Source organism: Pseudomonas imperatae, from assembly GCF_057128625.1.
In genome coordinates this window covers 19,111-32,962 of record NZ_JBSKHP010000022.1, presented here as the reverse complement: position 1 = coordinate 32,962, position 13,852 = coordinate 19,111, and the positions used below count along the sequence as shown (strand labels likewise).

Sequence of the window (13,852 nt, the reverse complement as noted above, 5' to 3'; positions counted from 1 at the left end):
AAAGGCGGTCAAGGGGATGTAATATTGGGTAAAGATGCGCTTCACGCCCGGCGTGGCAGGTGGATGGCCACGCTCAGGCCGCCTTCGGCCAGGTTGCTGGCGCTGATGCGCCCGCCGTGCAGCTCCACGGCGCGCTGGGCGATGGCCAGGCCCAGGCCGAAGCCCGCCTGGTCGCTGCCGCGCTCGAAGGGGTTGAAGATGCGCTGCAGGCGGTGGGCTTCCACGCCCGGGCCCTGGTCGGTGATGCGCACCTTCAGGCAGTCCGCTTCCACCGAGGCCACCACCCGCACGGTGCTGCCCTGCGCAGTGAAGCGCACGGCGTTGCGCACCACGTTCTCGAAGCAGCGGTACAACAGCTCGCCACTGACCCGGCTGACAAACGCCGTGGGAGCTTCCAGCTGCACCTGGCAATCTTTCATGCCGGCTTCGAACTGCGCATCCTCGACGATATCGGCCAGCAGTTCGGTGACATCCAGGCGCTCGCTGTCCAGGCTCTCCGGGCGGCCCTGGACGCGGGCCAGGGTCAGCAGTTCCTCGATGAGGATGTCGATGCGTTCCGACTCGCGCTCGATGCGCCCGAGCATTTCCAGGCGCTCGGGGCTCTGCAGCAGTAGGCCGATGGCGGCGCGCATGCGCGTCAGTGGCGAGCGCAGCTCGTGGGAAATGTCGTGCAGCAGGTGCTGCTGGGCGTCCACCAGCAGCTTGAGCTGGGTGGCCATGCGGTCGCAGTCCTCGGCCAGGTCCACCAGCTCGTCGCGGCGCCGGCCCATCTTCGGTTTCACCCGGGTGTCGAAGCGGCCCTGGGCAACGCTGCGCATGGCCCGGCGCAGGTGCACCAGGGGCCACACCAGGTAATAGGCCAGGTACCAGCTGAACAGCGCGCTCATGATGGTGCCCACCACCAGCGGGATGGCGTGGCTGGGGCCCTTGCCTTCCGGCGAACCGGGGTTTTCCGGGGCGCGCAGGGTCACCACCTGGCCGTCGCGGGCGGTGACGGCCAGGCTGTAGGCGTCGGCCGGCACCGGGCTGCCGGCCAGCAACCGGCCCTGCGGGTCGTACAGGCCGACGCGCTTGCCGTGCAGGTCATCAGCCCACACCGTCAGCAACGGCTTGCCGGCGTCGACGCCGAAGCGTTCGATGACGTGCTGGGTGTTGAAGAACACCGTGCCGATCTGCGGGTCACCGGGAAAGAAGCGCCCCAGCAGCAGGATGGCCAAGCCCACCACGAAGGTCAGGGTGGTGGCCAGCCAGAACGCCAGGAACAGCTTCCAGAACAGCCGGCTGGGCCTGATCATTCGGCGATCAACAGGTAGCCCAGGCCGCGCACGCTCTGGATCCAGGCCTTGGCGTCGGGCCGCGGGCCCAGTTTCTGGCGGATGCTGCTGATGTGCACGTCGATACGCCGGTCATAGCGGGTCAGGGGCCGGCCCAGGGCGTTGAGCGACAGGTTCTGCTTGCTCACCACTTGGCCGGCGTGGCGCGCCAGCTCTTCCAGCAGGCTGAACTCGGTGCTGGTCAGGTCCAGCGCGGCGCCCTGCCAGCTGGCCTGGCGCTTGCCCGGCCAGAGCACCAGCGGGCCGGAGCGCAGGGTGTCGCTGGGCGGCGCGTCCTGGGGCTGCACGCGGCGCATGATGGCGCGCAGGCGCGCCACCAGTTCGCCCGGCGAGCTGGGCTTGGGCACGTAGTCGTCGGCACCCAGTTCCAGGCCGGTGATCTTGTCGATGTTGTCGCCGCGGGCGGTCAGCAGCAGCACCGGCACCTGGCTGCTGGCGCGAATGCGCCGCAGCACCTCGATGCCCGACAGCCGCGGCAGCATCACGTCGAGCACGACGATGCTGTAGCGCCCCGACAGCGCCTGCACCTCGCCCTCCTCGCCGGTGTGCACCGCGGTGGCGTGGAAGCCTTCACGCTCCAGATACTCGGCGAGCATCTCGGTCAGCTCCTCGTCATCGTCGACCAGCAATACGGAAATCATGGCGCACTCTTGAATAGGTATCGGTCGATTATCACCGTAGACCCCTTTGCCGTCACCGCAACTTGCGCAACCTTTACCTAACTTGACATTGGGTTAACCGCACCGAACTTCCCGGCCTTTTATGCTTCACCCCCCAAGCCAAGCGACCGCGTGGCGCCTTGCCTCACCGCGAGCCCCGGCGGTGCGCCTGGGCTGTCTGTCGAAGCGTCCTGGAACCTGTCCTGATGAATTTGTCGCGCCTGCTCTGCTCGGTTGTACTGGTGGCCAACGCCACGCTGGTGCACGCCGAAGCGTTCAAGATTTCCGATATTCGTGTCAACGGCCTGCAACGGGTGTCTGCCGGCAGCGTTTTCGGTGCCCTGCCCTTGAACGTCGGCGATGAAGCCGATGACCGCCGCCTGGTGGAGTCCACCCGCGCGCTGTTCAAGACCGGCTTCTTCCAGGACATCAACCTGAGCCGCGATGGCAGTATCCTGATCATCAACGTGGTGGAGCGCCCGTCCATCTCGTCCATCGAGATCGAAGGCAACAAGGCCATCAGCACCGAGGACCTGATGAAGGGCCTCAAGCAGTCGGGCCTGGCCGAAGGCGAGATCTTCCAGCGCGCCACCCTGGAGGGCGTGCGCAATGAGCTGCAGCGCCAGTACGTGGCGCAGGGCCGCTACACGGCCACGGTCGACGCCCAGGTGGTGCCGCAGCCGCGCAACCGCGTCAGCCTGAAGATCAAGATCGACGAAGGCAGCGTGGCCGCCATCAAGCACATCAACGTGGTGGGCAACACGGTGTTCTCCGAGCAGGACCTGACCGACCAGTTCACCCTCAAGACCACCAACTGGCTGTCGTTCTTCAAGAACGACGACAAGTACGCCCGCGAAAAACTCTCCGGCGACCTTGAGAAGCTGCGCTCCTACTACCTGGACCGCGGCTACATCAACATGGACATCACCTCCACCCAGGTGTCCATCAGCCCGGACAAGAAAAGCGTGTTCATCACCGTCAACATCAACGAAGGCCAGCGCTACACCGTGCGCGACGTGAAGCTGTCGGGCGAGCTGAAGGCCCCCGAAGACCAGGTCAAGGCGCTGCTGCTGGTGCAGAAAGGCCAGGTGTTCTCGCGCAAGCTGATGACCACCACCAGTGAGCTGATCACCCGCCGCCTGGGCAACGAGGGCTACACCTTCGCCAACGTCAACGGCGTGCCGGAAACCCACGATGACGACCACACGGTCGATATCACGTTCGTGGTCGCCCCCGGCAAGCGCGCCTACGTAGACCGCATCAACTTCGTCGGCAACACCAAGACCGACGACAAGGTGCTGCGCCGCGAGATGCGCCAGATGGAAGGCGGCTGGGCCTCGACCTACCTGATCGACCAGTCCAAGACCCGCCTGGAGCGCCTGGGCTACTTCAAGACCGTGAACGTGGAAACCCCTGCCGTGCCCGGCAAGGACGACCAGGTGGACGTCAACTACAGCGTGGAAGAACAGGCCTCTGGCTCGATCACTGCCAGCGTCGGCTTCGCCCAGAGCGCCGGCCTGATCCTGGGCGGTTCCATCACCCAGAGCAACTTCCTGGGCACCGGCAACTACGCCAGCATCGGCCTGACCAAGTCCGAGTACCAGACCAAGTACAACCTGGCGTACACCAACCCCTACTTCACGCCCGACGGCGTGAGCCTGGGCTACAACCTGTTCTACAACAAGACCGACTACAACGACTACTACGACGACGGCGTGTCGTACTACTCGATCAACAGCTACGGCGCCGGCATGACCTTCGGCTACCCGATCAGCGAAACCACGCGCCTGACCTACGGCCTGACGCTGCAGCACGACGACATCAGCCCAGGCACCTACAGCGCCGACGAAATCTACGACTTCATCCAGCGCAACGGCGAGAGTTTCACCAACCTCAAGGCCAGCGTGGGCTGGTCGGAATCGACCCTCAACCGCGGTGTGCTGGCCAACCGTGGCCACTCCCAGAGCCTGAGCCTGATGGCCACGGTGCCTGGCAGCGACCTGACGTTCTACAAGGTCGACTACAACGGGCAGACGTTCCTGCCCATGAGCAACACCACCTCGATCCGCCTGCACACCAAGCTGGGCTACGGCAACGGCTACGGTTCCACCGACGGCCTGCCGTTCTACGAGAACTACACCGCCGGCGGCGAAGGCAGCGTGCGCGGCTTCAAGAGCGGCACCCTGGGCCCGCGCAGCACCCCGGCCACCGGCGCCTACTCCTCCATGGGCCAGGAGTACTACTCGGACCGCAGCACCGACTCCCTGGGTGGCAACATCCTCATCACCGGTGGCGCCGAGTACCTGTTCCCGATGCCGTTCATCAAGGACCAGAAGTCGTTGCAGACCTCTATTTTCTGGGACTTCGGCACCGTGTACTCGGACAAGTGCTACCTTTCCACCACACAGAACTGCGGCAACGTGAGCCTCAGCGAAATGGCCGCCTCGCTCGGCGTCGGCGCCACCTGGTACTCGCCGCTGGGCCCGCTGACCTTCAGCCTGGCGCTGCCGGTGCGCAGCCCGAGCGGCTCCGAGGCACAGGTGTTCCAGTTCTCCCTGGGCCAGACGTTCTAAGCCCTTCATGACGCGGCCTGCGGATTCGCCGTAGCAGCGGCCGCAGGCCGCGTCCGCCACTTTCCAGGACCCTGTCATGAAGACGTTCCCGATCGCCGCCCTGCTGGCGCTGCTGCTGACCGGCAGCGCCCACGCCGCCCAAGCCATCGCCACCCTCCCCGTGGTGCCAGCCACCCAGACCTGCGCCGCCCTGCAAACCCAGGACCTCACCGCCCTGGGTGGCGCCGGCAGCCACATCACCAGCACCCGCGAAACCACCGACAACGGCATCAGCCATTGCGTGGTGGAAGGCACCCTGGCCCCCAGCATCGGTTTCCGTGTCAGCCTGCCCACCCGCACCTGGACCCAGCGCTACCTGCAGGTAGGCTGCGGCGGCCTGTGCGGCAACATCGCCACCCAGATAGGCGCCGCCCAAGGCTGCGTGCCGCTGGACAGCGGCGGCTTCGTCACCGCCGCCACCGACATGGGCCACGAGGGCAACAGCAGCGCCTTCGGCCAAGACCCGCAGAAGCGCGTCGACTTCGCCTACCGCAGCCAGCACCTCACCGCCCTGGTGGCGAAACAGCTGATCAAGGCCTTCTACGGCCAGCCCCAGCAGTACGCCTATTTCAACGGCTGCTCGGACGGCGGCCGCGAGGCGCTGATGGAGGCCCAGCGCTACCCGGATGACTTCGACGGCATCATCGCCGGCGCCGCCGCGCTGAACTTCCAGGTGCAGAACGCGCTGTACCACGCCTGGCAGGCCCGGGCCAACGAGGGCGCGGACGGCAAGGCGATCCTGGTGGCCGGCCGCCTGAACCTGCTGCACGAAGCGGTGTTGGCGCAGTGCGACGCCCAGGACGGCCAGGTGGACCGGCTGATCAGCGACCCGCGCAGCTGCCACTTCGACCCCGCCAGCCTCCAGTGCAAGGCCGGGCAAGCGCCCGACACCTGCCTGACCGCCGCCGAAGTGGGCGCCGTGCGCAAGCTCTACGACGGCCCCCGCGACCCCGCCACTGGCCAGCGCCTGACCATCGGCGGCCCGCAGCCGGGCTCGGAACTGGCCTGGGCCGGGGTGTTCGTGCCGATGTCGGCCGACCAGCCGATCTTCAGCCAGAAAATTGCCCTGGACGCCCTGCAGAACGTCAGCTTCGCCAGCAACCCCACGCGCACCCTGACGCTCGCCGATGCCCGCTTCGACACGGCCACCTTCGACCAACTGCGCGCCCTGCACCCGCTGTACGACGCCACCAACCCCGACCTGTCGGCGTTCGCCCAGCGTGGCGGCAAGCTGATCATCTGGCACGGCTGGGCCGACCCGCACATCTCGCCGCTCAACAGCCTGGCCTACCACCAGGCCCTGCGCAAACAGATGGGCGAGGCCCGTAGCGAAGCGTTCGAGCGCTTGTACCTGCTGCCCGGCGTGCACCACTGCAGCGGCGGCGAAGGCCCCAGCCAGCTGGACCTGCTGACGCCGATGATGAGTTGGGTGGAGCGCCAGCAGGCGCCGGAGATGATCCTCACCACCCAGGCCACGCCCAAGGCCCAGGGCTTCGGCGCGCCCATGGCGCCACCGCCCGGCGCACTGAAAGGCCAGCGGCCGCCCATGGGCCCCATGAGCCTGCCGGCAACCGCCGCCGACCAGGCCAACGCCGGCCGCACCCGGCCGCTGTACCCCTTCCCCTACGTGGCGGTGTACAACGGCAGCGGCGACCCGCGGCTGGCGGCCAGCTACCACCGTGGCGGCCCAATCGACAGCACGCCGACGCCGGCCTGGCTGGGCGCTGATTTCTTCACCCCATACAAACCGATGTAACACCAACTGCCTTTGTGGGAGCTGGCTTGCCAGCGAGCTTTTATGGCCCCAACAGCTCGCTGGCAAGCCAGCTCCCACAGGCCGCGTCACGGCCCGTTCGCCGCCAGCCGCGCGCCCTCCAGCGCCTGGGCGAACCGGTCGGCCTCGTCGGGGGCGAACTGGCTCAGGAACAGCGCCTTCACCGCCCCCTCGTACACCCTCCACATGCGCTGGCGCAGCGCCCGACCCTTGTCGGTGATGGCCACCGTGGCGCCACGGCCATCGCCTTCGGCGCGGCGCCGCTGCACCAGGCCCTCGGCCTCCAGGCGGTCCACCAGCCGTGTCAGGTTGTAGCGCTCTATCACCATCACATCGGCCAGCTCATGCATGCGCCGCTGCCCTTCGGGGCCGCTTTCTATCCCCCACAGCGCGTCGTACCAGGCGTAGGCCGGCAGCTGCTCGGCGGCCAGGCGCCGCTCTATCTCGCGGATCAGCGAGCGGTGCGCACGCACGAAGTTGAACCAAAGATCTGCTTGGCCCTGGGCCATGGCGACTCCTGAAGCAGGGGAAATGTAGTTGCAATTGTACGCTAGCCGGCGCTAGATTGAATGTAATTGCATTTGCAATCAAAACACCAGGAGGCGTGATGAGCGAGCAATCGAGGTTTCTGGACAAGGACCCCCAGCAGACCCGTGAGTGGCTGGAATCGATGGAGTCGGTGCTGGACGTGGAGGGCCGCCCCCGCGCCCATTACCTGATCGACCAACTGCTGGATTTCGACGTGGCGCGCCACGGCGACTTTCATGGCCGGGTGGCCACGCCCTATGTCAACACCATCGCCCCCGACCGCGAGCGGCCCTACCCCGGCGACCTGGGCATCGAAAAACGCCTTAACGCGCTGATCCGCTGGAACGCGCTGACCATGGTGTTGCGCGCCGGCAAGCACTCGGGGGTGGGCGGCCACATTGCCAGCTACGCCTCGGCCGCGGTGCTGTACGACGTGGGCTTCGACCATTTTTTCCGCGGCCGCACCGCCACGTTCGCCGGCGACCTGGTGTACATCCAGGGCCACTCCTCGCCCGGTATCTACGGCCGCGCCTTCCTGGAGGGCCGCCTCAGCGAGGCGCAGCTGGACAATTTCCGCCGCGAAAGCGACCGCGATGGCATCAGCTCCTACCCCCACCCACGGCTGATGCCCGACTTCTGGCAATTCCCCACGGTGTCCATGGGCCTGGGGCCGATCACCGCCGCCTACCAGGCGCGCTTCATGCGTTACCTGGAAAACCGCGCGCTCAGCCAGCACCAGGGCCGCAAGGTGTGGGCCTTCCTGGGCGACGGCGAGATGGACCAGCCCGAGTCGCTGGCGGCCATTTCCCTGGCCGGCCGCGAGAAGCTCGACAACCTGATCTTCGTCGTCAACTGCAACCTGCAACGCCTGGACGGCCCGGTGCGCGGCAACGCCAAGGTGATTCAGGAGTTCGAAAGCCTGTACCGCGCCGCTGGCTGGAACGTGATCAAGGTGATCTGGGGCAGCGGCTGGGACCGCCTGCTGGACAAGGACCGCAGCGGCCTGCTGCGCCAGCGCATGATGGAGTGCGTGGACGGCGACTACCAGAACTACAAATCGCAGAACGGCGCCTACGTGCGCGAGCATTTCTTCGGCAAGTACCCCGAGCTGCTGGCGCTGGTAGCGGACATGTCCGACGACGAGATCTGGAAGCTGTCGCGCGGTGGCCACGACCCGCAGAAGGTCTACAACGCCTACGCCGCGGCCATGCGCCACACCGGCGCGCCCACGGTGGTCCTGGCCAAGACCGTCAAGGGCTTCGGCATGGGCGAGGCCGGCGAAGGGCAGAACATCAATCACCAGCAGAAGAAAATGGGCCTGGAGGCGCTGAAGGCGTTCCGCGACCGTTTCCAGCTCAGCCTGTCGGATGAACAGGTGGCGGCGCTGCCCTACCTCAAGCCCGAGCCCGACAGCCAGGAAGGCCGTTACCTGCAGGCGCGCCGCAGCGAGCTGGGCGGCCACGTGCCCGCCCGCCACGCCCAGGTCGAACCGCTGGCGATCCCGCCCCTGGCCAGCTTCGGCGCGCAGCTCAAGGGCACCGGCGAACGGGAAATCTCCACCACCATGGCCTTCGTGCGCCTGCTCGGCACCCTGCTCAAGGACCCGCAGGTGGGCCCGCGCGTGGTGCCCATCGTGCCGGACGAGTCGCGCACCTTCGGCATGGAAAGCCTGTTCCGCCAGATCGGCATTCACTCCCACGTGGGCCAGTTGTACACGCCCCAGGACGCCGGGCAGCTGAGTTATTACAAGGAGAGCAAGGACGGCCAGATCATGCAGGAGGGCCTCAACGAGTCCGGCGCCATGTCGTCATGGATCGCCGCCAGCACCGCCTACGCCAACCACGGCGTGGCCACCCTGCCCTTCTACATCTACTACTCGATGTTCGGCTTCCAGCGCATCGGCGACCTGGCCTGGGCCGCCGGTGACGCCCGCGCCCGCGGCTTCCTGCTGGGCGCCACCTCGGGGCGCACCACGCTGATGGGCGAAGGCCTGCAGCACGACGACGGCCACAGCCACGTGCTGGCCGCCACCATTCCCTGCTGCGTGGCCTACGACCCTACTTATGCCTACGAGCTGGCGGTGATCATCCACGCCGGCATGCGCCGCATGTTCGTCGACCAGGAAGACGTGTACTACTACATCACCCTGCTCAACGAAAACTACGCCCACCCCGACCTGCCCGAGGGCGCGGAGGACGGCATTCTCAAGGGCCTGTACAACCTGTCCAGCACCCCGCCCGCCACCGGCACGCCCCATGTGCAACTGATGGGTTGCGGCGCCATCCTGCGCGAGGTGCTGGCCGCCGGCGAGATATTGGCTCGTGACTACGGCGTAGCCAGCGACGTGTGGAGCGCCACCAGCCTTACCGAGCTGCGCCGCGAGGGCCAGGCGGTGGAACGCTGGAACCTGCTGCACCCTGAAGCTGCGCCGCGCAGCTGCCACGTGCAGGCCTGCCTGGCGGGCCGGCAAGGGCCGGTGGTGGTGGCCACTGACTACATGAAGATCTTCGCCGACCAGATCCGCCCCTTCGTCGACGGGCGTCGGTTCGTGGCGCTGGGCACCGATGGCTTCGGCCAGTCGGACACCCGCGAGGCGTTGCGCCGGCACTTCGAGGTGGACCGCCAGTTCGTGGTGCTGGCGGCGTTGAAGGCGTTGGCGGATGAGGGAATGGTGGCGCGCGCGCTGGTGGCGCAGGCGCTGGCGGCGTTGCAGATCGATCCCGAGAAGACCGACCCGGCCAGTGTTTGATTGCGGCGCCGGACGCGGCCTTTGGCCGCTGCTACACATTCCCGTAGCAGCGGCCAAAGGCCGCGTCACGCACGCAATCAGAAATCGACGGTCGCCGACAACTTCATCACCCGCGGCTCGCCCTGGGTCAGGTAGCCGCCCTGAGCGGAGGCCCAGTAGTCCTTGTTGAACACGTTTTCCATCGTGGCCCGCAGGGTCACGTCACGCTCGTCCACCTTGAAGCCATAACGCGCACCGGCGTCGAAGCGGTTCCAGGTCGGCAGGCTGATGGTGTTGGCCGCGTCGGCGTACTGGCCGCCGGTGCGCAGCATGCGCCCGTTCAGCGACACGCCTTCCAGGCCCGGCACGTCCCAGTCGATGCCGGCGTTGAGCTGGAAGGTCGGCACACCGATGGCGCGGTTACCGTCGTTGGTGCCGTTCTGGGTGTCTTCCACGCGGGTCTTCATCACCGTCACACCGCCCAGGATGCGCAAGCCCTGCACCGGCTCGCCGAAGGCGTTGAACTCCACGCCCTTGTTGATCTGGGTGCCGTCCTGCACGTACAGCAAGGCGCTGTTGGTGTACCCGGCGGTAGGCTCCTCGATGCGGTACACCCCCAGGGTGGCGCCGTAGGTGCCCATGTCCACCTTGACGCCCGCCTCCACCTGCTTGGTGCGGCCGGGCGCGAAGGTCTGGCCACGGTTGCTGGCCGTATCTGGCGCGGTGTCGCCCGCAGCCAGGCCTTCAATGCGGTTGGCGTAGAACGACACGTGCTCCCACGGCTTGATCACCAGGCCGAACACCGGGGTGGTGATTTCCTTGTCGTAGTTGGCGTCGCGCGCGCCGCTGTTGTAGTCGTAGCCCTCGACCACCAGTTGCTGGCGACGCAGGCCGGCGGTGACCAGCACGCGGTCGTCGAGCAAGCCGACGGTGTCGGAGGCGGCCAGGCTGCGGTTGAAGGTCTTGCCGGTGATGCCCGGGTCGCTGAGGTCGCCGCCGGGGTAGTCGTAGGAAGGCTTGGCGGTGGCCACCGGGTGGTAGATGTTCGAGGCTTCGCCGCTCAGGTCGAAATCGTAGGCGCTGCGTTGCTGGGCCCAGATATCGGCCATGCCGAGGTTCAGGCGGTGGCTGACTGCGCCGGTCTGGAACGTGCCGTTCAGGCCCGCCGAGAAGCTGGTGTTGTCTTCGTCGTGGGGAATGGTGGAACCGGTGACGTTGGCGTCGCCTACGTTGTCGGTCAGGGTCACCGAGGAATAGCGGCCGTTCTCGCGGGTGTGTTTGTAGCCACCGGCGGCGTAGGCGGTCCAGTTGTCGTTGAGGTCGTACTCGCCGCGCAGCATGCCGTAGGTGTCTTCCAGCGTGGTATTGGCCCACTTGGCGTTGGCGTTGCTGGTGGACGATGGCGCCTTGGGGGCCTTGGTGGCACTGCCCAGGAACACCGAGTTGCGGCCGCCGTCGATGTCTTCCTTCTGGTAGCCGAAGTCGGCGGACAGGCGCAGCTTGTCGCCGCGGTAGTCCAGGCCTGCGGTGAACACCTGCTCGCTCTGGCTTTCGTGATCGACGCCGGTGTTGCCGCTGCGCTGGGCCAGGTTCACGCGGGCGCCGAACTGGTTGTCCTCGCCAAAGCGCTGGCCCAGGTCCAGGTGCTCGCCCACGCGGCCGTTGTCGCTGATGTCGGCGGTCAGGCGGCGCAGCGGGGTATCGTCGGCACGCTTGGGCTGCAGGTTGACCGAACCGCCCAGGCCGGTGCCGGTGGGGGTGATGCCGTTGGTGAAGGCGCTGGGGCCACGGAACACTTCCACGCGCTCGATGCCGTCGGTGGAAATGATCTGCCGCGGCAGCATGCCGTACAGGCCGTTGAAGGAGATGTCATCGGTGGCCAGCGGCAGGCCGCGGATCATGAACACCTGGGACTGGTTGCCATAGCCCGAGGCCTGGCGCACGGAGGAATCGTTGAGCAGCACGTCGCCGATGTTCTCGGCCTGCTGGTTCTCGATCAGCTCCGAGGTGTAGGCGGTGCTGGTGAACGGCGTGTCCATGATGTCCTGGTTGCCCAGCACGCCCAACTGCGCGCCCCGTGCCACCTGGCCCCCGGCGTACACCGGGGGCAGCGAAGGCGCGGCAGTCAGCGACTGCGCAGAGATGTTGACGTCGCTCAACTGCAGGGTGCCATCACCCTGCTTGGCGGTCGCATCCTGCGAGTTGGTGACAGTGGCCGCCTGCGCCGTCATGGCCAGCGAGCACAGCAGTGCGAGCATCGTGGGCCGGAACGGGACGCCTTGGCAAACAGGTGGGAGCATGATCAGTCCTGCGGAGGGGAATGGTGAAGGGCGCGGGGCAGAGCCTCGGGTGCGCTGGGTAGAGGCAATGTGCCCCATACATTAATGATATTACTTATCAATTAGATATACATCTCATTTGCGGGTGATATTTGGTCACAGATGCGTTACACAGTTGGCTCACCGGGGGTTACAAAGTAGCCCGGCGCAGCGCTGGACTCCTGAAGCGGGCGGCGGATAATGGGCCGCTCACAAGGAGTTATTCCGGGGAACCCTTACGATGAGCGCGGTATCACGAGACGTATTCGACGCGAAAATCGAGGCCATCGAGGCGCGCATGGACGCCCGCGTCAATGCCTCCATTGCCAAGGCCGACGCCACCCATGCCCGGTTCGACAATTTCCTGCTGCTGCAGGCCGAGCGCGACCAGCGCTATTACGAAGGCCAGGCAATTCGCGACAAGCAACTGGAAGCCCTGACCGGCGAGGTGCGCGACATGGCCGTGGAAATGCGCACCGGCTTCAGCTCGCTGCGCACCACCATCCTGGTGACCGCCGTCACCGCAACCATTGCGATCGTGCTGGGGGTCGCCTCGTTCAACGCCTCACTGACCTCCAACATGCTGGCCGCTTTCCAACTGGGAAAATCGGTCCACCCCATGCCTCCGCTCCCGCTTCTGCCGGCCCCGGCTACAGTGGCCCCTGCCCCACAACCTGCTGACTGATCAGTCATTTCCAAGCCACCAAGTCGCCTTTTCGGCTCAACCCCTTATAAACAAAGGCCCCCGCCAACAATCATGTAGTGCCAGTAAAAAATCACTACAAAAGGTGTTGACGCCCTGCACGGCGCCTTGCATAGTGAAGCTGTCTCCCCGATCGGGAGCCAAGGCAAAGGGTGTCAAAGCCTGGCGACAAGCCGTCGTCCGGTTGCGTGATGTGTACTGCCCACAAGGCAGATTGATGAAAAGCTGACCGGCAGGTCGCCCGTATGGGGCACCAGGCCGGCGAGACGATCTCAAGATGCTTGTGGCTGACTGCAGTACTGTCGTCCGTGATCTTCCTGATTCGTCGCGCCTTCCTCCCTGCTGTAGCCACTTTCCATCAACGCTACACACATCAACCCTGCGCTATCTGCAACCGGCTTTTTTTGCCTTGCAGCACCGTGGAGTGGCCGATTGGGGGCCATGTTTGAACTCAACACAGACAATAGAAATAACAGTCGAGGGGACTTACATCATGAACTTGAACAATCAACCGACCATTGAAGAACTGGCTCAATTGTTCGCATCGCGCAAAGACACGCTGGACAGCCACATCCTGTGGGTCTGCGCATCGGGCGAAGTTCATATCGACGCAATGGCCCGCCATGCCGGCGAAGCCGAATTCGAACAGAGCAAGCCGAGCATGCGCGCCCGCCTGCGCACCTACCGCCGCGGCCAGGGCTACACCGGCCGCAAGGCAGCGGCCGACCGCGAGTTCCTGGGGCGCGTGCTGCACACCCTTGAGGCCCAATGGCCCGAGGCGCGGCAAGCGGCGCAGGTCCAGGTGATCGACCGCTACTGCTAAGCAGGACACCGCCCTGTAGCCGCTGCCGCCAGGCTGCGCTGGGCCTTGAGTACACTGGAGATCTCCAGCGTGGTTCGAGGCCAGCGCAGCCTGCGGCAGCGGCTACGGTGATTATTCGCCAGGCGGCGTCACGGCTTTACGCCTGCCACCCCTGCTGCCGCTCGCGGCGCAGCGCCTGCCACTCGCCATACCCCCACACCCCGGTGGCCAGCAGCGCCCCCACCACCGCCAGGCCCCAGTGATGGCGTTCGCACAGGCTGCACAGCACCTGCAACGTCAGCAGGAAGATCCCCGCGCCCAGAAAGGGCCGCGCCCCCCGGGGCGGTTCTGGCTTGTGCTGTTCTCTCATCCGTGTGATTCCCTTTGTTCTTGT

Annotated in this window: 10 protein-coding genes; 5 read left to right on the top strand and 5 right to left on the bottom strand. The window is 66.1% G+C overall.

Annotated elements, in window-relative coordinates:
* Positions 1-41: 41 nt before the first annotated feature.
* Both ACWKWX_RS23895 and ACWKWX_RS23890 read right to left on the bottom strand, forming a co-directional pair.
* Positions 42-1,295, bottom strand: coding sequence for a HAMP domain-containing sensor histidine kinase (locus tag ACWKWX_RS23895; protein WP_416424730.1), 1,254 nt, complete (start codon positions 1,293-1,295; stop codon positions 42-44).
* Positions 1,292-1,975: a response regulator gene (locus tag ACWKWX_RS23890; RefSeq protein WP_416424731.1), complete on the bottom strand. Its 684-nt coding sequence runs from the start codon at positions 1,973-1,975 to the stop codon at positions 1,292-1,294. The genes ACWKWX_RS23895 and ACWKWX_RS23890 overlap by 4 nt, the downstream gene beginning before the upstream one ends.
* Positions 1,976-2,199: 224 nt before the next feature.
* Between ACWKWX_RS23890 and bamA the strand changes: the two genes are divergently transcribed.
* Entirely contained in the window at positions 2,200-4,566 is a 2,367-nt protein-coding gene (bamA, locus tag ACWKWX_RS23885) for an outer membrane protein assembly factor BamA (protein ID WP_483829095.1), read from the top strand.
* A gap of 76 nt (positions 4,567-4,642) precedes the next feature.
* A complete protein-coding gene (locus ACWKWX_RS23880; protein WP_483829094.1) occupies positions 4,643-6,361 on the top strand; it encodes a tannase/feruloyl esterase family alpha/beta hydrolase in 1,719 nt (572 codons plus the stop codon).
* A gap of 86 nt (positions 6,362-6,447) precedes the next feature.
* Here ACWKWX_RS23880 and ACWKWX_RS23875 read toward each other — a convergent pair whose 3' ends face one another.
* Positions 6,448-6,888, bottom strand: coding sequence for a MarR family winged helix-turn-helix transcriptional regulator (locus ACWKWX_RS23875; RefSeq protein ID WP_483829093.1), 441 nt, complete (start codon positions 6,886-6,888; stop codon positions 6,448-6,450).
* A gap of 98 nt (positions 6,889-6,986) precedes the next feature.
* Between ACWKWX_RS23875 and aceE the strand changes: the two genes are divergently transcribed.
* Positions 6,987-9,656: a pyruvate dehydrogenase (acetyl-transferring), homodimeric type gene (gene aceE / locus ACWKWX_RS23870; RefSeq protein WP_483829092.1), complete on the top strand. Its 2,670-nt coding sequence runs from the start codon at positions 6,987-6,989 to the stop codon at positions 9,654-9,656.
* Positions 9,657-9,733: 77 nt separating this feature from the next.
* Here the strand turns inward: aceE and ACWKWX_RS23865 are convergent, their stop codons facing one another.
* Positions 9,734-11,935 carry a TonB-dependent receptor gene (locus ACWKWX_RS23865; protein ID WP_483829091.1) on the bottom strand — a complete coding sequence of 734 codons (2,202 nt, stop codon included), beginning with the start codon at positions 11,933-11,935 and terminating at the stop codon, positions 9,734-9,736.
* A gap of 259 nt (positions 11,936-12,194) precedes the next feature.
* Here ACWKWX_RS23865 and ACWKWX_RS23860 point away from each other — a divergent pair, with 259 nt between their 5' ends.
* Together ACWKWX_RS23860 and ACWKWX_RS23855 are read left to right on the top strand one after the other, a co-directional pair.
* Positions 12,195-12,638 carry a hypothetical protein gene (locus tag ACWKWX_RS23860; protein ID WP_473002601.1) on the top strand — a complete coding sequence of 148 codons (444 nt, stop codon included), beginning with the start codon at positions 12,195-12,197 and terminating at the stop codon, positions 12,636-12,638.
* A gap of 511 nt (positions 12,639-13,149) precedes the next feature.
* Positions 13,150-13,479 (top strand): hypothetical protein, encoded by a 330-nt coding sequence (locus ACWKWX_RS23855; RefSeq protein WP_416424738.1) that lies wholly within the window; start codon positions 13,150-13,152, stop codon positions 13,477-13,479.
* Positions 13,480-13,615: 136 nt separating this feature from the next.
* On the opposite strand, the gene ACWKWX_RS23850 is transcribed toward ACWKWX_RS23855, so the two are convergent.
* A complete protein-coding gene (locus tag ACWKWX_RS23850; RefSeq protein ID WP_483829090.1) occupies positions 13,616-13,828 on the bottom strand; it encodes a hypothetical protein in 213 nt (70 codons plus the stop codon).
* Between the last annotated feature and the right edge of the window lie 24 nt (positions 13,829-13,852).

Bases quoted from the DNA above. Each gene is read 5' to 3' on its own strand.
- aceE (WP_483829092.1), top strand. From the start codon at position 6,987: ATGAGCGAGCAATCGAGGTTTCTGGACAAGGACCCCCAGCAGACCCGT.
- ACWKWX_RS23875 (WP_483829093.1), bottom strand. From the start codon at position 6,888: ATGGCCCAGGGCCAAGCAGATCTTTGGTTCAACTTCGTGCGTGCGCAC.
- bamA (WP_483829095.1), top strand. From the start codon at position 2,200: ATGAATTTGTCGCGCCTGCTCTGCTCGGTTGTACTGGTGGCCAACGCC.
- ACWKWX_RS23880 (WP_483829094.1), top strand. From the start codon at position 4,643: ATGAAGACGTTCCCGATCGCCGCCCTGCTGGCGCTGCTGCTGACCGGC.
- ACWKWX_RS23860 (WP_473002601.1), top strand. From the start codon at position 12,195: ATGAGCGCGGTATCACGAGACGTATTCGACGCGAAAATCGAGGCCATC.
- ACWKWX_RS23865 (WP_483829091.1), bottom strand. From the start codon at position 11,935: ATGCTCCCACCTGTTTGCCAAGGCGTCCCGTTCCGGCCCACGATGCTC.
- ACWKWX_RS23890 (WP_416424731.1), bottom strand. From the start codon at position 1,975: ATGATTTCCGTATTGCTGGTCGACGATGACGAGGAGCTGACCGAGATG.
- ACWKWX_RS23850 (WP_483829090.1), bottom strand. From the start codon at position 13,828: ATGAGAGAACAGCACAAGCCAGAACCGCCCCGGGGGGCGCGGCCCTTT.
- ACWKWX_RS23855 (WP_416424738.1), top strand. From the start codon at position 13,150: ATGAACTTGAACAATCAACCGACCATTGAAGAACTGGCTCAATTGTTC.
- ACWKWX_RS23895 (WP_416424730.1), bottom strand. From the start codon at position 1,295: ATGATCAGGCCCAGCCGGCTGTTCTGGAAGCTGTTCCTGGCGTTCTGG.